This window comes from Acidisoma cellulosilyticum (assembly GCF_020621385.1).
Lineage (GTDB): Bacteria > Pseudomonadota > Alphaproteobacteria > Acetobacterales > Acetobacteraceae > Acidisoma > Acidisoma cellulosilyticum.
Map to the genome: position 1 here is coordinate 15683 of NZ_JAESVA010000004.1, position 21061 is coordinate 36743.

At 60.0% G+C, this 21061-nt stretch carries 17 protein-coding genes; 7 read left to right on the forward strand and 10 right to left on the reverse strand.

Annotated elements, in window-relative coordinates:
* Position 1: 1 nt before the first annotated feature.
* From ACELLULO517_RS12425 to tssA, 9 genes are all read right to left on the reverse strand, one after another.
* Positions 2–1210, reverse strand: a complete 1209-nt coding sequence (locus ACELLULO517_RS12425; RefSeq protein ID WP_227307714.1) for a serine/threonine-protein kinase — start codon at positions 1208–1210, stop codon at positions 2–4.
* Position 1211: 1 nt separating this feature from the next.
* Positions 1212–2351 carry a type VI secretion system baseplate subunit TssG gene (gene tssG / locus ACELLULO517_RS12430; protein ID WP_227307715.1) on the reverse strand — a complete coding sequence of 380 codons (1140 nt, stop codon included), beginning with the start codon at positions 2349–2351 and terminating at the stop codon, positions 1212–1214.
* Positions 2348–4183, reverse strand: a complete 1836-nt coding sequence (gene tssF / locus ACELLULO517_RS12435) for a type VI secretion system baseplate subunit TssF (protein WP_227307716.1) — start codon at positions 4181–4183, stop codon at positions 2348–2350. Before tssF ends, tssG begins: the two co-directional genes overlap by 4 nt.
* Positions 4184–4185: 2 nt before the next feature.
* Positions 4186–4683: a type VI secretion system baseplate subunit TssE gene (tssE, locus tag ACELLULO517_RS12440; RefSeq protein WP_227307717.1), complete on the reverse strand. Its 498-nt coding sequence runs from the start codon at positions 4681–4683 to the stop codon at positions 4186–4188.
* Positions 4684–4693: 10 nt separating this feature from the next.
* Positions 4694–5467, reverse strand: coding sequence for a type VI secretion system accessory protein TagJ (locus ACELLULO517_RS12445; protein WP_227307718.1), 774 nt, complete (start codon positions 5465–5467; stop codon positions 4694–4696).
* A gap of 62 nt (positions 5468–5529) precedes the next feature.
* A complete protein-coding gene (gene tssC, locus ACELLULO517_RS12450) occupies positions 5530–6930 on the reverse strand; it encodes a type VI secretion system contractile sheath large subunit (RefSeq protein ID WP_227307719.1) in 1401 nt (466 codons plus the stop codon).
* A 157-nt stretch (positions 6931–7087) separates the two neighbouring features.
* Entirely contained in the window at positions 7088–8575 is a 1488-nt protein-coding gene (gene tssC, locus ACELLULO517_RS12455; protein ID WP_227307720.1) for a type VI secretion system contractile sheath large subunit, read from the reverse strand.
* A 3-nt stretch (positions 8576–8578) separates the two neighbouring features.
* Positions 8579–9085: a type VI secretion system contractile sheath small subunit gene (tssB, locus tag ACELLULO517_RS12460; RefSeq protein WP_227307721.1), complete on the reverse strand. Its 507-nt coding sequence runs from the start codon at positions 9083–9085 to the stop codon at positions 8579–8581.
* Between the two features lie 278 nt (positions 9086–9363).
* A complete protein-coding gene (gene tssA, locus ACELLULO517_RS12465; RefSeq protein ID WP_227307722.1) occupies positions 9364–10500 on the reverse strand; it encodes a type VI secretion system protein TssA in 1137 nt (378 codons plus the stop codon).
* Between the two features lie 114 nt (positions 10501–10614).
* Between tssA and tssH the strand changes: the two genes are divergently transcribed.
* The 3 genes from tssH to ACELLULO517_RS12480 all read left to right on the forward strand — a co-directional run bounded on the left by tssH (position 10615) and on the right by ACELLULO517_RS12480 (position 15053).
* Positions 10615–13284 carry a type VI secretion system ATPase TssH gene (tssH, locus tag ACELLULO517_RS12470; RefSeq protein WP_227307723.1) on the forward strand — a complete coding sequence of 890 codons (2670 nt, stop codon included), beginning with the start codon at positions 10615–10617 and terminating at the stop codon, positions 13282–13284.
* A gap of 13 nt (positions 13285–13297) precedes the next feature.
* On the forward strand, positions 13298–13774 hold the full coding sequence (locus ACELLULO517_RS12475) for an Hcp family type VI secretion system effector (protein WP_227307724.1): 477 nt from the start codon (positions 13298–13300) through the stop codon (positions 13772–13774).
* 112 nt (positions 13775–13886) lie between these two features.
* On the forward strand, positions 13887–15053 hold the full coding sequence (locus ACELLULO517_RS12480) for a hypothetical protein (protein ID WP_227307725.1): 1167 nt from the start codon (positions 13887–13889) through the stop codon (positions 15051–15053).
* 45 nt (positions 15054–15098) lie between these two features.
* Here ACELLULO517_RS12480 and ACELLULO517_RS12485 read toward each other — a convergent pair whose 3' ends face one another.
* Entirely contained in the window at positions 15099–16595 is a 1497-nt protein-coding gene (locus tag ACELLULO517_RS12485; RefSeq protein ID WP_227307726.1) for a glycosyltransferase family 39 protein, read from the reverse strand.
* Between the two features lie 399 nt (positions 16596–16994).
* On the opposite strand from ACELLULO517_RS12485, the gene ACELLULO517_RS12490 reads away from it, so the two are divergent.
* The 4 genes from ACELLULO517_RS12490 (at position 16995) to ACELLULO517_RS12505 (ending at position 20998) form a co-directional block, all read left to right on the forward strand.
* A complete protein-coding gene (locus tag ACELLULO517_RS12490; RefSeq protein WP_227308197.1) occupies positions 16995–17879 on the forward strand; it encodes a glycosyltransferase in 885 nt (294 codons plus the stop codon).
* 318 nt (positions 17880–18197) lie between these two features.
* A complete protein-coding gene (locus tag ACELLULO517_RS12495) occupies positions 18198–19340 on the forward strand; it encodes an inositol-3-phosphate synthase (protein ID WP_227307727.1) in 1143 nt (380 codons plus the stop codon).
* A complete protein-coding gene (locus tag ACELLULO517_RS12500; protein WP_227307728.1) occupies positions 19337–20053 on the forward strand; it encodes a phosphocholine cytidylyltransferase family protein in 717 nt (238 codons plus the stop codon). The genes ACELLULO517_RS12495 and ACELLULO517_RS12500 overlap by 4 nt, the downstream gene beginning before the upstream one ends.
* 114 nt (positions 20054–20167) lie before the next feature.
* Entirely contained in the window at positions 20168–20998 is an 831-nt protein-coding gene (locus ACELLULO517_RS12505; protein WP_227307729.1) for a CDP-alcohol phosphatidyltransferase family protein, read from the forward strand.
* The last annotated feature ends 63 nt before the right edge of the window (positions 20999–21061 follow it).

Sequence of the window (21061 nt, forward strand, 5' to 3'; positions counted from 1 at the left end):
ATCAATCCTCCTCCCGCTGCGGGCGATAGCCGAGGAACGGCGACAGGAGGGTATGGACCATCCTTTGCCGCCAATATCCTGTCTTGCGGCATGATACCGCAAAGAACGGGCCCATTCCTGTAGTACGTCCGCGGCGTTCTCGCGCTGGCTCCGTTGCCATGTCAGCATCGGCAAGCGCATCCTGGATCTTTTCGACCGAAACGACGTCCTGCTCAGCCTCGGGGCAGTCTGCCGCCGCTGGCAGGCCCGGCGCAGGTGATGTCCATCTGACGGTTTCGATATCCTGACCGCCATGAGTTGGAACGGTTGCGGGCGACGCATAGTCGAACACCGTAAACGCCCGACCGTCTTGGCGCGCGAATAGGACGGCGGGCTTGTCGTCCTCCATGGGAACACGCCCGAGCGCAGCGGTGAAACTGCCGGAATCGGCGAAGCGATCTTCCGGCTTCTTCGCCAGGGCAAGGTCGATGATGGTGCTGATTTCGGTGGGAAGCTCCGGGCGCAGGGCGCTCAGCGCGTGATGCGGCTGGTTGATGAGCTTGAAGACCGTGTCGGTATAGGCCAGTCCTTGAAACGGGCGCTCGCCGGTCAGCAATTCATACAGAACCGCGCCGAGTGAAAAAAAGTCGCTGCGCCGATCGACCTTGTCCCCCAGGCACTGTTCGGGCGACATATAGCTTGGCGTGCCGATCATCAACGGCGCACCCGCAGGCGCCATATCGATCAGGCGCGATATGCCGAAATCGGTGATTTTCAGGCGAGCGGCGCGCGTCAGCAAAATATTGGCGGGTTTGATGTCGCAATGTGTGACACCAGCGTCGTGCATGCTGTCGAGCGCATCCAGGATCTGCAAGGCTATGTGCGTCGCTTCCGGCAAAGATATCCGGGTGCCGCGCGAAACGGCCCGATTGATCGGAATGCCATCGACATAGTCCATCGCCAGATAGGGCTCGCCACCGGCAAAACCGAATTCATGAACGCCCACGATATTGTCGTGACGGCAGAGGGCCGCGATCCTCGCCTCGTCATGGAATCTGGCGAGATAAGTGTCGCGGTCCGGCCCCGTCAAAAGATCGGCGCGGACGACTTTGATCGCGATCATGCGGTCCAGATGCGGGTCCCGGGCCTTGTAGACGACGCCCATGGCGCCGCGCCCGAGGAGCGACAGAACCTTGAAGCGGCCAATAGCGTCGGGAAGGCGCGCGTCCACCTCAATGCACCCGTTGTTCGATAAAATCGGCTTCGAAAACGGCCTCGGTTGCGTCCGCCTTGCGGGGGCCGGCGCTCGGCAGCCAGCTATCCCATCCGAGCCGGGGACCACCCGAGGCGCTCATGACCAAGGGCGGTACGGCATCTTTCGCCAGAACGGGGTTGACTGCGAATTCCGTCTCGAAGCCAAGAAAGGCGCGCACGAGAGCGACCAGGCGGGTGAGCAGCCGGCTCGGCGGCAGCAGGGCCTGAAAGCTCCGCAAGGGTAAGGGCCCGATATGCAGCACGATGCGCGATTGCACATCCCAAACCCGCGCGCCGGCCGCGGCATCGACACCGAGTTGGTTGAAGCTGGCAGTCGCCTGGCCGTTCGCCTGGGCGCGCGGCAGGGCCGAACGTTCCTCATCCCGCAGCGGCAGCCACATGCCGGCGAATTGCTCGATCTCGACCGGCTGTCGCAACCAGTCTGACACGATCGCCTGCAGCCGCTCGGCCGAGCGCGGATGGGCTGCGAAATGACCTGCGAAATAGGCGAGGGTCTCGGGCGCAAAACCCAGTCGCGGCAGCAGGCCGGGCGTGCCATAGCCGCAGAGCGCCATGAGCACGGCTCGGACCGGATCGCGCGTCTCGCTGCGCCCGGCCAGCTTGGCGACCGCAGCGACGCGATGGGGCCGGTATTTGATACCGGCTTCGGCGAATAGGCCGATCGGGCGTTGCGCCAGCATATCCAGAAACGCGGCCAAGGCCGGCGATCGTTTGCGTTGTTCGGCTGCCACCATTTCCGTGTAAGGCCCCGGCAACACGCCGGACGGACCCGTCAACCCGATGGGCGAGACGGTCGCCGCAAACCCCGTCGGTCTCACCTGTATCGCGAGCATATCGCTGGCCGGAAAGGCGAGCCCGACCGGTGCATGAAAGCGCACCGCGCGGCCGGCATCCGATTGGCGGGCAGCTTGCATCAACAGCATGACCGCAGCATCGAAGGAAAAGCGCTGCGGTTCGCGCAGCAGGCGCGTCAGCAGGCTCGGCTTCGGCGGCGGAGTAAGTGTGATATCGGCTTGCGGGCGGAACTCCGCCACGTCCTGCGGCTGATCCTCGGCCAAAGGCTGATCGGGCAGGGACAAGGCGCCGGCGATGGTCACAGCAGCACGCGCGCGCCGGCGCGCGGCGGAAAGCGAGCGACGCTGCCTGGACGTCCCTGCAGCACTGCCGTGGTGCGCACGAAGGAATTGATGGTCGCATGCAGCGCCAGAAAGCGCTCCAATACGCTCGCCATGAGATAAAGGCCCGAGGAGTGCCAAACCTTGGGATCGAAGACGAGTTCAACATCCAGGCCACGGCAGAAGGCGCCGGGTCGCGCGCCGGGCACGCGGGCCGTACCACCCTTGGCGTTAACAGCGATGAGCCCGGCGATGGCCGCCCGCGTCTCGGCATTGTCGTAAGGGTCGTAAAGGCGCAGCATTTCCCGCAGGCTCTCGGCGCCAGCGGCGCCGCCGACAACGGAGAGGTGACTGAGCGACAGATGCGAGATCAAACCCCAGGCCCGGCCATCGTGAAGCCTGCGCCTGAGCGATGCCGTGGGTGGCGTCAGGCAGGCGAGATCGGCGACGGAACTGAGCCCGTCCGACAAATGCAGACGAGGCTGATCGCCACCGAAGGGCAGTCGCGCCGGCAGATCGCGATTGCTGCAGGTCGCGTCGATCGACAGCACCGTGTCGGCAGGACGGTCGACGGAAAGTGCCGGGTCCATCGGTGCGAGAAAGACCTCTGTCCCGCCGATGGACGCTGCGGCGTCGCGCCGCGCGACATTATAGAGGCCGGCCAACGGCGCTTCGTCATCCTCGGCCTGATCGTCGTGCGGTGCATGACGGTAGAAGGGGCGCCAGGGACGTGACGAGCCGTCGCCATGCAATTCGCGGACGCTCTCGATCCTCCAGATCTCAAGGCTGCGCGGTCGCCGGTAATCCGCCGTGACCGGATATTCCGAACGCTCATGCGTCAGTGCTACGGGCTCGCACTGTCGGGGGAAAAGGTTCACCATGGGCACGCAGCCGAGGGCGAGCACATCTGGCCGCAGCGCGCGTTCCAGTTCCGGCAAAGCGCAATCGAGATAGATGAACACTTCCAGTTGATTGCGGGCATGCACCATCGTGCGCGCATCGAGGCCGAGCAGGTCGATGAACAGGAATTTCTCCGGCAGCGCGAAATACTCGGTCAGAAGGCGAAAGCCGGAAAAGGATCGCGACGACCAGGGGTAAAGCGCCTCCTCACCCGTGAAACCGGCCGGCTGGATAGCAGATGCCGGCAGCAGGGTCGGGCTTTGGTCATTCGGCCCATCGGCCAGGGCCAGCCCAAGCGCATGACCGCATATCAGTTCATAAAGCTGCAGGCTTTGCTCGATCGGGCCGCGCAGATAAAGTCGCAACCGGTCGATGTCGAGATCGGCGAATGCTGTTTCCGGCTCAAGCGTCTTAAGCACAAAGCGCAGTGTCGACCGGGCGCCGCGCGCCTGGGGGTTGACGGGGGCCGTCAAGGGCAGGCCGCTCAATCGCGTGCCGTCCAAAGCAATAGGCCAAAGCTTGACCTCGGCCGTTGTCCTGAAACGACAAGGCTCGCCCTCGATCGGATCGGTTTCGATCGCCGTGCCGCGTGGCACCACAACCGGCACCCGTACATCGGGTTGGCAGGTGAGGCGCGCAATCGCGGCCGAGGGCAAGGGCGCCAGATAATGCGGATAAAGGATGCCCAGAAGCGCATCCGTCAATTCAGGGAACTCGTCATCCAGGCGGCGATGAACGCGGCCTGCCAGAAAAGCGACGCCTTCCAGCATACGACCGACATGCGGGTCATCCACCGCATCCTGGCCCATGCGCAGACGGCCGGCTGCCTTCGGATTGGCTTCGCCGAATTCCGCCGCGAGCTCGCGCAGAGCGGCCAGTTCGCGGTCATAGTAAGGGAGCAGACTGTCGCTCATGCTCAGCCACCCTGCCGCAATTGCAAGGTCATATCCGCGGTCGATACGTCAATGATCGAGTCGAACGCGATGCGGGTGACGATCGGTTCCACGCGCAGCATGGCCTCGATGCGCAGGCGCAAGAAAGAGCGCAGGCGGTCGGGCTCATCGGCCAGATAAACAAGTACCTGAGTCAAACGCGGTTCCATCCGGCGGATCGTGTTTTCGACATCGCGCCGCAGGAACTCGCGCGGCTCCGGCTGATTGAGCGCGCCCGAGGTAAAGTCGGGCAGGCCGAAGGCGAAGCTCGACAGACGGAGCTGGTGCAGATGGGCCGGCACGTTGCGCCAAGGCCGATGTGCGTTCAACAGGGATTCCAGGTCCCGGCGGACGGCATCGCGCAAACTGTCCAGGCGATCAGCCATCGGATCGGCATCATCCTCCCCCAGCAAGCGGTCGAGCACGGAAGCGCGTGGCTGGCGGGCTGTCGCCTGATGACCGGCTAAGGCCAGACGTCTCACGATTTGACCCTCATCCGAATGTCAAAACCCCCAGATCCTGGGCGGCAACGCCCTCATCGCCGATCAGCAGCACGCGCTGGCCTTGTCCACGCATCACTGACTCGCCGAACCACTCGGTCTTGCGCCCGACCGTCATAAGCCCGTCCGATGCCTGAGAGGGCGCGACGTAGAGCGCGGGAAGATAAACGTCACCCTCCGGCCCGTCTTTCACCGATAGGCTGCACCGGCGCCAGAACAGGTCGCGCAGCCGGTCCGGCTTATGGAACTGCGCTGCCTCGATACGCTCGAACGGCACCCAAAAATAGCGCCCTGAGACTGTCAGTACGTCCAGAAACCCGGCCGCGATATCGTCCGTATCGCGGATGTCATCAAAAGCGATGTCGTCATGCCGGCCCGTGACTGCCGGCCGGATCGCTTCAGCCTGACGCGCTAGGTCATCGGCGGCTTGCGCGTCCCCGGCAAGCGATGTGACGAGCGATTTGAGAGACAAGGTGAGGGACGGTGTGGGTTCGCCCAGAAATTCCGGCAGACGCGCCTCTCGCCATGTCTGGTGGCGCAGCATTTCGGCCCGCAGCAATTGCCGGAATGGCGCGATGCCCGGTGCGACCGAGATATCCAGCGATTCCATCGCGGCCAGAGCTTTGTCCGCACGGTCGAACTCTTCCGCGAACAGAAGCAGTTCCGCGAGTAGCAGACGCTTCCCGACATCGCCCGGCACCGTTCGCACGGCGGCTGTGGCGGTGGTGATAGCCGCCTGCAACTGCCCGGCCCGAAACAAGTCCATCACGGAATCTTGCGCTGCAATCATACTATGATCCGTCAATTTTCCCTCGTTTCATGGCGGCGTCAGTTCAGCGATCTTGCGCTATGCACGACAAATTCCGTCGCGAGTTGGAACGTGGTATCTATGTCATCAAGCTGGTAATGCGGTTGCAGATGCATAACGCAGCCGAAGGTGCCGGGCTTGCTGGGGTCTGCCACGACGCGGATCTTGCTGGAGACGAGCGGATGCCGGGCACGGCTCTCGGCATCCCCCCGGCTATTGCCATTCGTGTAGTTCGACAGCCATTTCTGCAATCGCCGCTCGATTTCCTCAGCCGTCAGAAAGGCGCCGACCATCTCTCGCCCCATGACTTTGAGGTAATGGGCAAAGCGCGACACGCAGAGCACAGAATTGATCTGGGCCGAAAGACGCGCATTCGCTGTCAAGGGCGTGGCATCGCCCGCATTCGTCTCGGATGAAGCCGGGCCATGCATGCTGCGCACGGCGGAGAAAGCCGCTTCATTGCCATGCGGCAGATGATTGATCGGAATGATGCCAGCATCGACCAGTTGGCGATCCTGCCTCTCCGTCAGGGTCAATTCCAGCGACGGGCGGCACCAGCTGCCATTGCGATCGGTCGTGTAAGCTTCCCGCACGAGGTCCGGCACAAGCCCGCCGCCAAGACGATCCGCGTCCACCCCTCTGATATCCGCGGGCCAGCCGAATTGGGCCTGTGCCCGAATAACGGTTGAGGCAAACGCATAACCGCTAACGGACCAGACACGATCTTGCGGCTTTGGCGCGTATTCCGCATAGGAGCAGCCGTCGCGTGCAGGATCCAATGTCCATACCGGACGCGCCAGAACCCGCGGCAGCGTTAGGCACAGGAAGCGAAGATCGCTGCCGGCGGCAAGGCCGCGCCAGCGGGCATGGTCGCTGTCTCGCAAAGGTGCCGACGGGTCCAAGGAGAGGGCGAGTTCATCAAAGCGATCGACATCCAACAGCGATGGCGACGCCGCAACGACAATGGGCGCAAAAGCGGCAGCCGCAACTGCCGCGAGAGAGGCCAGTGCCGCCACGTCATCGGTGGGGCGAGGGGCGTTTGCCGTCTGCCGCGAGCGCCGATGGGTCAATTCATGGTCGATGACCATTAGCCCGAAAGGCTCGCCGCCCGGGCGCCCAAACTCATCCTCGTAGATCCGGCGAAAGAGGATGCTTTGGTCGAATTCCGGTGCCCGATCCAGATCGCGGCATAGCTCTGGCCAGGCAGCGCTCAGCAGGCGCACATGAATACGGGACGGCGGCTCGATGCCGCTGACCAGCCAGTCGAGGCCACGCCAGGAGCCTTCAAACCGTTGCAACCGCGGATGATGCAGGATCGCGTCCAGTTGATCGGCGATCATCCGGTCGATCGCGACCACATCGCGGTCGATCAGGCAGCGCAGCCGATCCGCGTCGATCCTTCCGTCAGATAGCTGGTCCAAGCCAAACCAGCCGGCGAGACCAGATAAGCCCCCGGTCAGGAAAGACGCCAATCTCGCGGGTGCAAGATCGGCCTCTCTCCTCAGAAAATCACCGCTCAGCACAAGGTCACGAAGCGGTCTCTCGTTCCGTGATGGGGCAGCCGACATGAATGACGGATCAAGCCTTTTCCGGAATGCGGGCAACCATGCGCAGGCTGGTTGTCAGCTCTTCCATCTGCAGCCAGGGGCGCATGTAGGAAATGGCCCGATAGGCACCGGGGCGGCCGGGAATTTCACGAACCTCGACACGGGCCTCGCGCAGCGGGAACTTTGCCTTGCTTTCAGGACCCGCATGATCATTCGTATTGACGTAATTCTTGATCCAGCGATTAAGCCAGATTTCGCAATCCTCGGCTTCCATGAACGAGCCGATCTTGTCCCGCGCCATAACCTTCAAGTAATGCGCGAAACGGCTGGTCGCCATGATATAGGGAAGGCGGGTCGAGATGCGCGCATTTGCGGTCGCATCGGGACGATCATAGTCCTTCGGCTTCTGGGCCGTCTGGGCGCCGAAGAATACCGCATAGTCGTGATTTTTGTAGTGGCACAGAGGCAGGAATCCGAGATTGGACAACTCGTATTCGCGCCGATCGGTGATGCCGATTTCGGTCGGGCATTTGGCGTCCATGTCGCCATCGTCGGACTGAAAGATATGCGTCGGCAGATTGTCAACCTTCCCGCCACCTTCCGCGCCGCGAATCGCCGTGCAAAAACCATGACGCGCGAAGGCGTCCGTCAGTTTTGTTCCCATGACATAGGCCGCATTCATCCAGCAGTATTTCTCATGTGCCATGGCGATCGGCGTTTCCGCCGCATCGAGCGGCGCTTCCTCGTAGTCGAATTCGTCGATCGGTTTGGTTCGGGCGCCATAGGGCAGACGCGCGACGACGCGCGGCATGACCAGCGAGACGAAGCGGCTGTCTTCGCTGTCACGAAAACCCCGCCATTTCTGATATTCGACAGTGTCGAATATCTTGGCGAGGTCGCGGGGCTTGCTCAATTCCGACCAGCTGTTAAATCCGAACATATTGGCGCCGGCGGCCGAGATAAACGGCGCGAAAGCGGCGGCGCTGACATTGGAAATTAGGCGCAGCGTTTCGATCTCGTCGGGGTGATTGCCCCATTCGTAATCGCCGATCAACGCGCCATAAGGCTCACCCCCAGGCGTGCCGAATTCGCTTTCATAGATCTTGCGGAAAAGCAGACTTTGGTCGAACTCCACGACGCGGGTCAGATCGCGGTTGAGCTCACGCTTGGAAGCGTTGAGCACACGGATCTTGAGCATTGTCCCGGTTTCGCTGTTCTGCACCAGATAATGCAGGCCGCGCCAGCTACCCTCAAGCTTCAAAAAGCGCGGATCATGAATGATCTCGTTCAGCTGCTCGGAGAGCTTCTGATCGATCTTGGCAATGGCGCGTTCAAGGGTACGATTGAGATTGCGATCAAAGGTGACCGTGCCGGCCTGGGCCTGTTCCACCAAAGCACGCACAAGATCCTGCGCGCGATCGGGCTCGGTCTGGCGGGTTGCAGAAACGACTTGCTGCAGCAGATCCGTGGGCTGGCTGCTGTCAGCCTTGGTGCTCAAAGCATCCTGGGATTGCGACATGGATCAACCCTCGTCTTTGGCTGCAAGCTCGCCGGATACTTGAGTCATGTTGCCGCTGTCCTTGAGGATGGTTTCAAGCAGCAATTCCAGCTCCTCGGAACGGTCAGCCTTGCTCATGAGATCGCGCAGCTTGTTGCGGGTTTCCAGAAGCGTTTTGAGTGCCGGGATTTGTTCGAGCACACGGCCGGGTTCGAAATCCTCGATCGCGTTGAAACGCAGGCTGACAGCGATTTCCGTACCGTCATCGACGAGTTTGTTCGGCACGACGAGATTAAGTCCCGGCGTCAGGCGACCCATCACCTCATTGAAATTGTCGCGATCGATCTGGATGAATTTGCGATCGGCCAGAGGCCGCAAAGGCTGCGTCGGATCACCGGAAAAGTCACCAAGAACACCAACAACGAAGGGAAGTTCCCGCACCACCTGCGCGCCTTCGGTCTCGACCTCGTACGTTATGTGAACACGCGGTCGCCTTACCCGGCTGAGCTTCTCGTGGATGCTGGCGCTCATCACTATTCCTCAAGGAATTGCGGATTTTTGTGTCGAACCCGAATGATTTTGTAATTGGTCAGTCGTTAATAAACCGCGTTCTGCGCGCGTTTCAACCGCATGGTTTAAGACAGTTTGAAGGCTGGTCGATGTTGATACGCGTCGAGACCTCGATCGCATTGCGCGATATTGTGTGGATCGACCGCGGAATTCCGCCGCCTATGAAGCGCTGTGGTTCAGATTGCTCGATCCGGGTCAGTTTTGTGACAGCAAATATGTGACCGTACGGCATGACAAATCTATTCTGGCGGTGGCCTTATGCCAAGCTGTGACAGAATAGCCGCTCTCGCGCCAAGTTCGGGAACAACCTCCTCAAGAAGCTCGAAAAACGAAAGTCTTGCGCGCCTGACGGCTTCCTCCAAAGCATAGGAAAGCGGTGAATGCGGTTCGTGCATCCGGAAATACTCCGCGACGACCAGAAGATTGGTCAACATGGAGTCTCGCGTGACGGGGGTTTTGTCTGCAGCCTTCTCGGTCGCAGTTTCTTCCGACACGTCTGCGTGAGCGGGGGCTGAGTCCATCATCGCCTCGGTTGTATCGGCTTCGACAAGCCGGGGGGGAGTGGCTTCAGGTGCCAGCTTGGCTGCAATGCGAATGATCTTCTCGAGAACCGTCGCCACCCGGCGTGAGGGCGGTGCCTCGCGGCCCAGAGCATCGGCCATGGCGCCGGCAAGCCTTTCCCACCAGGCAAGCGCCATCTTCGCGTCATGACCGGTCATACGAAGATGGGTCTGTCCGACCAGACGTGCATCGCTATCCAATTCGCCAAGCGGCAGCACGCCCGCGGCCAGGCGGCGTTTCTTGCGTGCGGCGTCACCAATGCCTTCGATCTCCTCCGCTTGCTCATACTGCCAGAGCGTGACGGGCGTTTGGTCCGATCGATGGAAAAGAACGACCATGCGGAGCGACTGAAGCAGCGTGCCGTCGCCGCTGACGCCATTCAGACCGGCGAGTGGAATGCCGCGCGGGTCCTCGCTATCATCGTCATTCGCGGGAAAAAGTCCGTCTGACCAGAACTGCGTAACAAGGCCTGTCATCAGCTCCGCGCCGAAAGCGAGACCAGGCAGAGCATGACGTCGCACCAAAGCTTCCGTCATCCATGCCGCGACTTCGAGGTCCTTCCCGTTCTCCGTCAGGATAAGGCGGGCATGCTCCTCGGCCGCTAACCAATGGCTGTCGGTACTGGCGCTTCGTCCGCCGTGGTCGGAACTGCGTTCGCCAGCACGAGCGTCTGCACGGGCATCACGCAGCCGGAAATAGCGCGATAACGGTGATGTGTCCTCACGCGGATCAAGCCCCGCCGGTGCGTCAGGCCCGAATGGTTTTAGCAAGGCGGACATGAGGGATTGGGCCGGATCGACAAGGTTTTGATCCAATGATCGGGTCCTCTCAGCAGGGTCGAGACGCGTTCGGTGACACTTAACTGTAACTATATCGACGGCAGTGCGAAGCGTTAGTGGGAACTGCGCGATAATTGCGTTGGAGTATCCATGGCAACGCTTGATCTGTCGATGCTGGTGGCGCGGCTCAATGACACTTGTCGAAAAAGCCTGGAATCGGCGGCGGGTTTGACGGTTTCGCGCACGCATTACAATGTCGAATTGGAACATTGGCTGCTGCGGCTGACAGAAGCGCCAGGTAGCGATATCCCGGCGATTATGCGGCATTTCGATATTGATGCCGGGCGGGTGATCGCCGGGCTGAATGCAGTGCTTGATGGGATGAAGACCGGCAATGGCCGCGCACCGTCCCTGTCGCCCGAACTTGTGCGCATGATTAAGCAAGCCTGGCTGGTCGGTTCAATTGCGCGTGATGCGCTGACCGTTCGGTCCGCCGATGTGCTGCTCGCGATTCTGGATGATGAGTCTCTGTCATCCGCGCTGCGCCGGGCGGTGCCGCAACTGTCTCGGTTGCCGGCTGGTCTTGATCATGACCAGTTTGCCGCCGTGCTGGCGGGCAACGCGGAAGCTGATCGGGGAAGCAATCCGCGCCTCGCGACCGACGCGGCGGCGGCCGATATGCAACCGCCCGCGCCGTCAGGCCCGCATGCGGCACTGGATACCTATACGGTCGATCTCACTCGGCGAGCACGTGACGGCGCGATCGATCCGATTGTCGGGCGTGATATTGAGATCCGTCAGATGATCGATATCCTGACACGCCGGCGACAAAACAATCCCATTCTCGTGGGTGAAGCGGGCGTTGGAAAAACCGCGGTGGTCGAGGCGCTGGCGCTGCGTGTGGCGGCCGGCGACGTGCCGCAATCCCTCGCCACCGCGTCGATCCGCACGCTCGATCTCGGCCTGCTGCAAGCGGGTGCCGGCGTGAAGGGCGAGTTCGAAAATCGTTTGCGTGGCGTCATGCGCGGTGTCGAGGCCAGCCCGTTTCCCGTCATTCTGTTCGTGGACGAAGCCCATACGCTGGTCGGTGCCGGCGGCGCGTCGGGCACGGGTGACGCGGCCAATCTTTTGAAACCGGCTTTGGCGCGCGGACAGATCCGCATGATCGCCGCCACGACCTGGGCGGAATACAAAAAATATTTTGAGAAGGATGCCGCGCTGACGCGTCGCTTCCAGCCGGTGATCGTCGAGGAACCGGACGAGCCCGCGGCGATCGCGATGATCCGTGGGTTGGTCGCGACCTTGGAAACCCATCATGACATCCCGATCATGGATGACGCCGTCATTGCGGCCGTGCGGCTTTCGGCCCGCTACATCCCCAGTCGCCAACTGCCGGACAAGGCGGTCAGTCTGCTGGATACGGCCTGTGCCCGTGTGGCAATGACGCAGGAGAACCTGCCGGCGGCGCTGGAGGACGTCTCCAGGCGGTTGGGCTTGATCGTCACGGAATACGGCGTGCTGAGCCGTGAGGTGGCTCTGGGCGACGCGCATGACGGTCGTATGGCCGATCTTGAGGAGGAGCGGGAGGCTTTGCTTGCCCGCGAGACGGAATTGATGTCGCGGTGGCAGTCCGAGCGCGCCTTGGTCGGCGATCTACGCGTCTCGCGCCAGGCATTGCTGGCCGATGCGACGGCCGGGCTGTCAGCCTTGCCCGCGGCCAGCGATTCTGCGCGCGACCGCTACCGATCATTGAGGCAAGAGCTCGGCAATTTGCAGGGCGATTACCCCCTGGTATTTCCGGTTGTTGACGCACAGGCCGTCGCTGAGGTGGTGGCAGATTGGACCGGCATTCCCGTCGGGCGCATGCGCTCGGACGAAGTCCGCACCATCCTCGACCTTCAATCCAAATTGGCGCAACGGATCGTGGGTCAGGATCACGCGCTCTCTGCCCTGACGAAGGCGATACAGACGTCACGGGCGGGCCTGACCGATCCGCGTAAGCCGGTCGGCGTGTTTCTGATGGTCGGCACATCCGGCACAGGCAAGACCGAAACGGCGCTCGCGCTCGCGGAATTGTTGTTCGGTGATGAGCAAACGCTGACAGTGATCAACATGTCGGAGTTCAAGGAGGAGCATAAGGTCAGCCTGCTCATGGGCAGTCCGCCCGGCTATATCGGCTATGGCGAAGGCGGCATTCTGACGGAGGCGGTCCGGCGCAGACCTTATTCCGTTATCCTGCTCGATGAGATGGAAAAGGCGCATCCTGGCGTGCAGGACATCTTCTATCAGGTCTTCGACAAGGGCCATATGATGGACGGCGAGGGACGCGCCGTCGATTTCAAGAACACCGTCATTGTCATGACATCAAATGCCGGATCCGAAATGCTGAGCCGGCTTTTTGCCGATCCCGATACGGCGCCGGAGCCTGAATCGCTGCCGGCACTAATGCATGACGAATTGGTGAAAACCTTTAAACCGGCCTTTCTTGGGCGCGTAAGACTTTTACCTTATCTGCCAATGACAGCGACGATATTGCGTAGCATCGTCACTCTTCAACTTGACCGCTTAACAAAAAGATTCCAAGACCGCTATGGGAGCGATCTTATCTTCGAGCCATCAGTCATCGATGCGATCGCAGAGCGTTGCACGGAGAATGCGATAGGCGCACGTGCGATCGAAGCGATTCTGTCGGATAAGCTCTTGCCCGATCTATCGGTGCGTATGCTGGGGCAGATGTCGGACAAGCACATGATCGAGACGGTGGTTGTTGACTTGGATGTTAACGGCGCATTTCGATACGCGATGAACCGCGTATCCTGAAACAGGAGCTTACATGGCGATTTATATGCAATTCCCGGGCTGTGACGGCGACGTTACGGAATCCGGCCATACCAGCTGGATCGAACTGACCGGCTTCCAGTGGGGCGTCGGGCGCGGCATTTCCAGCGATGTCGGTTCCTCGGCCGAACGTGAATCGACCGCACCGCAGGTCGATGAAGTGACGGTCAATAAGGACAATGACATTGCAACCGGAAAGCTGATGACGCAGGCACTGTCTGGGCACGGCGCCACCGTTCAGATCGATTTTACCCGCACCTATAAGGAGACGCAGGAAATCTATCTGACGCTTATCCTGACAAACACCATCATCAGCCATTACAGCCACCAGTCCCGCGGCGACCGCCCGAGCGAAACCATGGCGCTGAATTTCACGAAGGTTCAGTTTACCACGAACCAGATGTCGGCCGATGGCACTCAGGGCAGCCCGGATCACGTCATCTATGATCTGTCCACCGCGCAGACGTCCTAGTTTCCTTAGCCTTTATCGATGTGCGGGGTGGGTGCCTTCGGGTGCCCACCCCACGCCCATTATTCCCGTCCAGCCGCTTTCGTCGGTGGCCGCAGCAGAGCGAGAGCGGAGTATGGAACCAAAGAAATTCGACTTCACGAAGGGACTTGTGAAGCCGCGCACGTTTCATTTGCCCTTCGCACCTGACAAGGAAGCGCAGAAGCTGGCACTGAAGAAGTCGGGGCAAGGGGATCTTGATCTCTATGATTTTATCTCCGAGGCCCTGGCGGCGGGGATGGCGGCATCCGGCTATGGGATCGAACATGCCTTTAAGGCGACGGCCTATATCCCGAAAATCGCCCTCGACGGCATAAAATTCGACCATATGCGCGGGAAGGAGGGCGGTGTTGATAACACGTCCAAAAAAATGAATCCATTGCTGCCGCTGACGGAAGGCAAAAGTCCGGTCACGCACAAATATCTCATGTCCCGCCGACTGAAGAAAGTTGGCGGCAATGTTCTTCAAGGTGTCAGCAGCGCGCTCAGCGCGGCGCCCCCCACGGCGGTCAATATTCCGGGCACAATCTATCACGGACAGGCGCTTATTCTAACCGGCATTCACGTCGCGCGATTGGAATATATTTCCAAAAAATACACGACGGCGGTGCAGGGCGACGCCAATCTGGTCCGCGACTGGTGCCAACTCATCCGGACGATGAAAGGTATCAAAACCGCCGTTCGCGGTGCGTCGCTGGTTGGGTCCATCATTCCCCATGCATCCATTCCGACGTCGATCGCGACCTCGGTTGCGAAGATGGGGATCAAATTGACCGCAACGGGAGCCTGCTATGCGGCGGCAGCCCATTTGCAACTCATGGCCTATCGCGAGCAAGGCTATGACGTTGTGAGAACGGGCAGCACGACGCAACCTTCGTCGAGCGCCCCGTCATCCTATACGAGATCATCCTTGTCCCCGGCGTCAGGCTCCCGCACACGCTCCTTCACGCCGATGCCGACCATCCCTGAGAACAGCGTTTGGCCGACGCCGAAACCGCCAGGCGCCCGCGCACCGGCGTTCACGCCTATGCCGACCATTCCGGAAGACAGTGTTTGGCCGGCAAGGCAAAATACCACCTTTGCCCAGAGGACAGGGCCGGATGCAGGGCCTGCATCCAGCATCATCTGGGAGATTTTCACCAAGCGCGGCGCGACAAGGTTGTTGGGGCGCTATGACGTGGCGTCGATCATCGCTGAGCCGGCGGGTTGGATGGCGCTCGCTGACAAACTTCTTTTGATCTGATATCCCCGGCCTGGCAGGCGAGCCCGTACTATCTACCGGCCTGTCCTAATTGCGGGGGACGAAAACAGAATAAAATTGTGTGACCAGAATTGGTCTATATTGGCTCAACAGCGTGTGGAGAAATCTTCCAGAGAAGCGGACGGTTTTTCTATGCGCGATTGATGCGGCATCGACCGCGCCATCGAGCTGGATCATGGCGTAACGATGGTCATCGAGCATCGTCAGGATGGTGCTTTCTTTGAGTTGGCCGGTCAGGATTTGGTCGTGCGTATAATAGGGGTCAAGGTCCATCGGCTTGTCAGCGTCGTAACAAAGCAACAGATCTTCACAGATGGCCGCGCCTGGCGTCGATAGCAGACTTGCGGTGGCTTGGCGCGCGGCTTTCGTCTCTTCAGTCAAGCGAAGCTGGGCGACACAATCGCCGTGAACCCGAGACGGTATGGTTGCGATAACGGACAAAGTGGCAATCACGAGAGCGGCCTGGAAAGATTTCCTTGCACGCGGATTTTGCCTCAGCTGACCTTCCAACCGACAAATTCCAACCACGCAGGTTAGAAGGCTGGCGATCAAGGCCGGATAAAATATGTTGGACGCGACGCCATCGCCACCAGAAAAATAGACCGAGGCGATATGGGTAGAAATCAGCATGGTGAACAGAAGACTTCGGAAAGGCGTGGTCTTTTCGCGCAGCAACACCACCACGCCGATCACAAGAAAAATCAGGAAGTGTACCAGATAGTGGAGTGTTTCCTTGCTAAGGTTATGCCAGCTATAGGCACGTGGATGTAACAATTCCGCTAAAAAATGCGGGCCATCCAAATACGAGGATAGCGCCAGCAAAAGCACCGCAGCGCCCATGCCCCCGATGATGAACACCACGAAACCACGCCAGTTCCGTGTGATGAGGAGATGGATGCAGATGCTGAAGGGAAAAACGATCAGATCATGTTTTATGAATAGGCTGACAGCAAAAGCGATTGCCGATAGCAAGGGCCAGAAAATGCTCTTGGGCGCTTTCACGTAAGCGAATATGCCAAAAGTGCTGACTGCCAGGCTCAGCAATTCAGGGTCGTTGGAAGCGCGTCCGACACCGAAGAATGAGGCAAGCGATGCAAATAGGCAAAGCCCGGCGTAAAGGGCGCCGGCCCGCGAGCCCGTGACAATCCGGACGATGCCACCGACCAGTCCCGATGTCATCATGAGGGAGACAAGGCAAACGATGCGGCCCGCCAGCACCATATGCTGCTTTACCCCTCCCAGAAGGCCAATGATATGGAAGGACAGGAAGGGATAGTTCGTGGTCCATAGCGTTGGGTGGTTGCCGTACAGTGGCTGGCCCTCAACCGTCATCCATTGGCGATAGGCGTTCCAACCTTCATTGTAATTGTTGGACGGAAACGCCCCGATGTTCAAAAGAGGAAACCAGGCCGTTGCGATGACGCAGCAGGCCATTGCCGTGATAACCACCGTCCAGAGCGCGCCTGCTTTTGCGACAGATAGCGGAGACTCGGCCCCTTTGCCGCTTAGGTCTAAGGACGGCATGGCTCAAACGGACTCCGGACGTTTCTGCTGCCTTTCGCCTTCGGCGACCGCGACACTTATGTCAACCATATCGACCGGCCGCTTGGTGAATCCGGCGCGCCCCGCTGGTCGCGCAGCAGACTGTCGCCGCTTGGTTGAAGCCTAAGGCCGAGCACATGGGCTTGTTTGCCAAGCTTGGCTATATCTTGGCCTGGTCGCCGGCTAGAGTTATCGGTCAGTCAGACCGTCATGGCGTTTAGGCACGGAAATCCCGGGCTAGCCCCCCCTCAACCATGATTTATGCAGGTGCCGTCCATGTCGATCCCAGCCGTTGTGCATTTCTGCTGGATTGGACCGCGCCTCTCCTGGGCCTCCGTCTTTGCTCTGCTCTCCGCAGCGGAGTGCGGCGAATTGGCGGAGGTGGTTCTGCATCATACGCATGCGCTGGAGGATTGCCCGGAATTAGGCGCGTTGAGGTCTCACCAGGGCGTTCGGCTCTCACGGATCGATCCATTGGCCGTATTGGCGCAAGCCGGCGAAGCTTTGGGTCCGGGCAAGAGCGAGGCCTTGGCGGCAATGTATGGCCGGCTTGATAGCCCGGTCGTCAGGAGCGATATTCTCCGCGCCGCTGTCCTGTTCATCGAGGGTGGCGTGTATTTGGACCTCGACACAATCACGACCCAGTCTTTGCGGCCGCTGCTGCAAGCGCCGTTTTTTGTCGGCTGCGAGTATGTGGTCTGGCCAGGTGCTGCCCTGCAAAACCGTACCCCATCCTTACTCATCAGGCAGGTCGGTCTTGATCTTATGCGCAAGGTTTTGCGCTCGCTGCCCGGCGGATGGCGGGCTTTCCGCGTCATTCAGGGGCTCTATTTTCGGAATGTGAACAACGCGGTGATGGGCGCGGAGGCGGGCGCGCCGCTTCTCGCCGCTTATCTTCTTGCCATGTTGGAGGTTCCTTCCGAACGCCAAGCGCTTCCCTATGCGCTAGGGCCGCATCTTTTGCAGGCTGTTATCCAACGCAAGCCCGGTACGGATCTTGTTGTTCATCCGCCGGAGACCTTCTCTCCGCTGCCCCCGGAAATCTCCGAGCATTGGTTTCGTATTGGCCGCCTCGGAACGGTCGGAGCTGCGCTTACGGAAGAGACGCGCTTGGTCCATTGGTATGCCTCGATCCGGACGGCGGCATCAGTGGCGGATATCAACCCAGCTTACATTCAAGAGAACCGGCAAAGGCAAATGTACAGTCAGTTAGTGTATGCGAAGCTCGGCCATCTGCCGCAGCTTTTTCCGTCAAACACAGCATAATAGACTGAGTGTCGGGGAGGAGGACGACATCATTCGGCGCAAGGTCGCTCATTGAATTTGTCATAAATCATTCTCCAAATTGTAGCATTTCGCGGCAATCTGGAGGTGGTTGTATGTTACGTTTTCTTTGCAAAAGATTTTACGGGCACTCTCTTTGGTGCGGTCGCTATCCTAGCTATTGCAATTTTGCCATAAACTGAAGCTGTTGCGGGATGTCCAAGGCGATCGCTCAAAACAGCAGACCCGGTTGGCTAGCCTTTTTACCGATAGGCTTGCGGTTCGTCTCATCCGCAAGGTTTTAGAATAAGGTAATTTACGATGGCATTAGGCGGCATCCGCATTGCGATTGCGGGAATTGGTAACTGCGCGAGCGCGCTCATCCAGGGCATTCACTATTACACGCCGGAACGGTGCCGTGAGGGTGTCCATGGCCTGATGCATACGGAGATCGGGGGTTATCATCCCTACGACATCCACGTCGTCGCGGCTTTCGACGTCGACGCGCGCAAAGTGGGCCAGGATGTGAGCCGCGCGATTTTTGCCAAGCCGAATTGCACGACCGTATTCGAGAGCGAGATACCGCTGAGCGGCGTCATGGTCCAGATGGGTGCCGTGCTGGACGGAATCTCCGAGCATATGGCGACCTATGCTGAGGACCGCACCTTCATCCGTGCCGCAGCACAGGAGCCGACGAAAGCCGAAGTTGTGGAAGCACTGCGCCAGAGCGGCGCCGAGATCCTTTTGAATTACATGCCCGTGGGCTCGGAACGGGCCGCGCGCTTCTATGCAGAATGCGCCTTGGAAGCCGGAATCGCCTTCATCAACAATATGCCCGTCTTCATCGCGAGCGACAGAGATTTCGCCGCGCGATTCAAAGCGCGCAACCTGCCGATCATCGGTGACGACATAAAATCCCAGCTTGGCGCGACCATTGTCCACCGTGTCTTGACGGATCTTTTCGTCAAAAGGGGCGTGAAGCTGCTGCGGACCTACCAGCTCAACACCGGCGGCAATACCGACTTCCTTAATATGAAGAATCAGGAGCGTCTGGCCTCGAAGAAGACGTCCAAGACGGAAGCGGTTCAGGCCGCGACCGCGCGGCGTATGGCGGACGAGAATATTCATGTGGGCCCGAGTGACTACGTGCCCTGGCAGAATGACAATAAGGTGGCCTTCATTCGTCTGGAGGGCCAGCTTTTCGGAGAGGTCCCGATGAATCTGGAGGTGAGGCTTTCCGTGGAAGACTCGCCAAATTCGGCGGGCACGGTCATCGACATGATCCGTTGCTGCAAGCTGGCGCTGGAAAGCGGCATGGGTGGCGTGCTGGAAGCCCCTTGCGCCTATTTCTGCAAACACCCGCCTGTACAGTACAATGATGACCTGGCCTTCAGAATGGTTGACGAGTTCATCCGTGCCACATCCGCGGCGTCCCGCACGGTTAAGGACCTCGCTCCGGCATGAAGGGACTGATCGTCGCGGCAGGGCAGGGGGTGCGGCTTCGTGCCAAGGGAGACCTGAAGCCGCTGATTCCGATTAAAGGCATTCCGCTGATCGAACGCGTGATCGAACAGGCGCGGCGCGGTGGAATTGATGAGTTCTTCGTGGTCAGCGGCTACCGTGGCGACGATCTGCGTGCGGCCTTGAACAGCTTCGCCGACCGAACCGGCATCCACATTACGCATGTCATCAACCGGGACTGGACAAGGGCGAACGGGCAGTCGGTTTTGATGGCCAAGCAGTTCCTGGATGAGCCTTTTGTGTTGATGATGTGCGACCATCTTCTGGACCCGGACATTATCCGCAGCCTGATCGACGCACCGCATGCGCCTGACACCGTCACATTGGCGGTCGATTTCAATCTGGACAATCCGCTGAACGATCCGGACGACGTGACCCGGGTGAGAAGCGAGGATGGCTTCATCCGGCACATCGGCAAAGTGATCCGCGACTTCGACTCGTATGACACCGGCGTTTTTCTGTGTACCCCGATCATGTTCGAGGCGCTTGAGGAGAGCCAGGCGAAGGGGGATGACAGCATCTCCGGCGCCATGAACGTTTTGGCGGCCTGGAACAAAGCGCATATCTTCGACATCCAGGATCGCATTTGGGTCGATGTGGATGATCCCGTCGCCTATGAAAAGGCAGAGCGTTTGCTGGAATTGGGCCAGCTCTGACGCTTGTCCGAGCAGGCGGCACATAGGGTCGAAAAGAGCGTGACTGCGAAATCGGAGCCGATACGTCGAACCTCGGAGATCGAGGAGGCGAGCAATCGCTGGCTTATTCATCCGATGGCAACACTGTTGCTGCCGCTGTTCGTCCGCTGGGGCGTGACACCTAACCTCGTCTCGCTCTCCGGGATGGCTTGCGGCTTGATCGCCGGTTTTGCCTATTCCCATGTTCCGGCGCCGGCCTGGGTATTGGCTGGTTTCCTGCTCATGCTGGCTTGGCATGTGATGGACGGCGCGGACGGTCAACTCGCCCGGCTGACGAACGCCCAGTCCGAATTCGGCAAAGTGCTGGATGGGATTTGCGATTACATCACGTTTATCGCGGTTTATATCGGCTTAGCCGTCGCTCTCACGCCGCGCGATGGCGTTTGGATATGGTTGCTGGTCGCCCTGGCCGGCGCTTGCCACGCGGCCCAATCAGCCGCCTATGAAGCGCAGCGCCAGCTTTACGATGTCTGGGGCTGGGGGCGCGTTTCCCGGCGGTTGCACGTGGCAACACCCGAAGCAGCGCGCTCGGTTACGGGCATGCTGCATCACCTCTATGGTCGGATGCAGGTCTTGTTGCTGGGTCGAGGCATCGAGACCGATGCCCGATTAAGGACCCTGTTGCAGACGGCGCCCGATAGCGCGGGCGAGTTGCATCGGCGCTATCGGGAAACCTTCGCGCCGGTCGTTCGTCGTTGGAGCGTCATGTGCTCAAACTATCGCACCGTCGGGATCTTCCTATTCGCTCTAGCCGGCTGCCCGATCGGTTATTTCCTGACAGAGATCGTCCTCCTCTCTGCCGTCAGCTTCTGGCTTATCGATCGGCAGAATAGGCGCCTCGCCGATTTCCTGCGACAGGTAACCGTTGAGGGCGTTTCGGGTCCGGTGGTCCTTGTTTCTGGCTAGAATCCCCTGCATCCAGGCAAGCGGCCGTTTCGGCGCCGTGACGGGTAGGTCCGCGCAACAAGT

Coding starts and splice junctions, on each gene's coding strand:
- ACELLULO517_RS12500 (WP_227307728.1), top strand. CDS start 19,337: ATGAAGGGACTGATCGTCGCGGCAGGGCAGGGGGTGCGGCTTCGTGCC.
- ACELLULO517_RS12445 (WP_227307718.1), bottom strand. CDS start 5,467: ATGGACTTGTTTCGGGCCGGGCAGTTGCAGGCGGCTATCACCACCGCC.
- ACELLULO517_RS12480 (WP_227307725.1), top strand. CDS start 13,887: ATGGAACCAAAGAAATTCGACTTCACGAAGGGACTTGTGAAGCCGCGC.
- tssH (WP_227307723.1), top strand. CDS start 10,615: ATGGCAACGCTTGATCTGTCGATGCTGGTGGCGCGGCTCAATGACACT.
- ACELLULO517_RS12475 (WP_227307724.1), top strand. CDS start 13,298: ATGGCGATTTATATGCAATTCCCGGGCTGTGACGGCGACGTTACGGAA.
- tssC (WP_227307720.1), bottom strand. CDS start 8,575: ATGTCGCAATCCCAGGATGCTTTGAGCACCAAGGCTGACAGCAGCCAG.
- ACELLULO517_RS12505 (WP_227307729.1), top strand. CDS start 20,168: ATGGCAACACTGTTGCTGCCGCTGTTCGTCCGCTGGGGCGTGACACCT.
- ACELLULO517_RS12495 (WP_227307727.1), top strand. CDS start 18,198: ATGGCATTAGGCGGCATCCGCATTGCGATTGCGGGAATTGGTAACTGC.
- tssB (WP_227307721.1), bottom strand. CDS start 9,085: ATGAGCGCCAGCATCCACGAGAAGCTCAGCCGGGTAAGGCGACCGCGT.
- tssF (WP_227307716.1), bottom strand. CDS start 4,183: ATGAGCGACAGTCTGCTCCCTTACTATGACCGCGAACTGGCCGCTCTG.
- ACELLULO517_RS12485 (WP_227307726.1), bottom strand. CDS start 16,595: ATGCCGTCCTTAGACCTAAGCGGCAAAGGGGCCGAGTCTCCGCTATCT.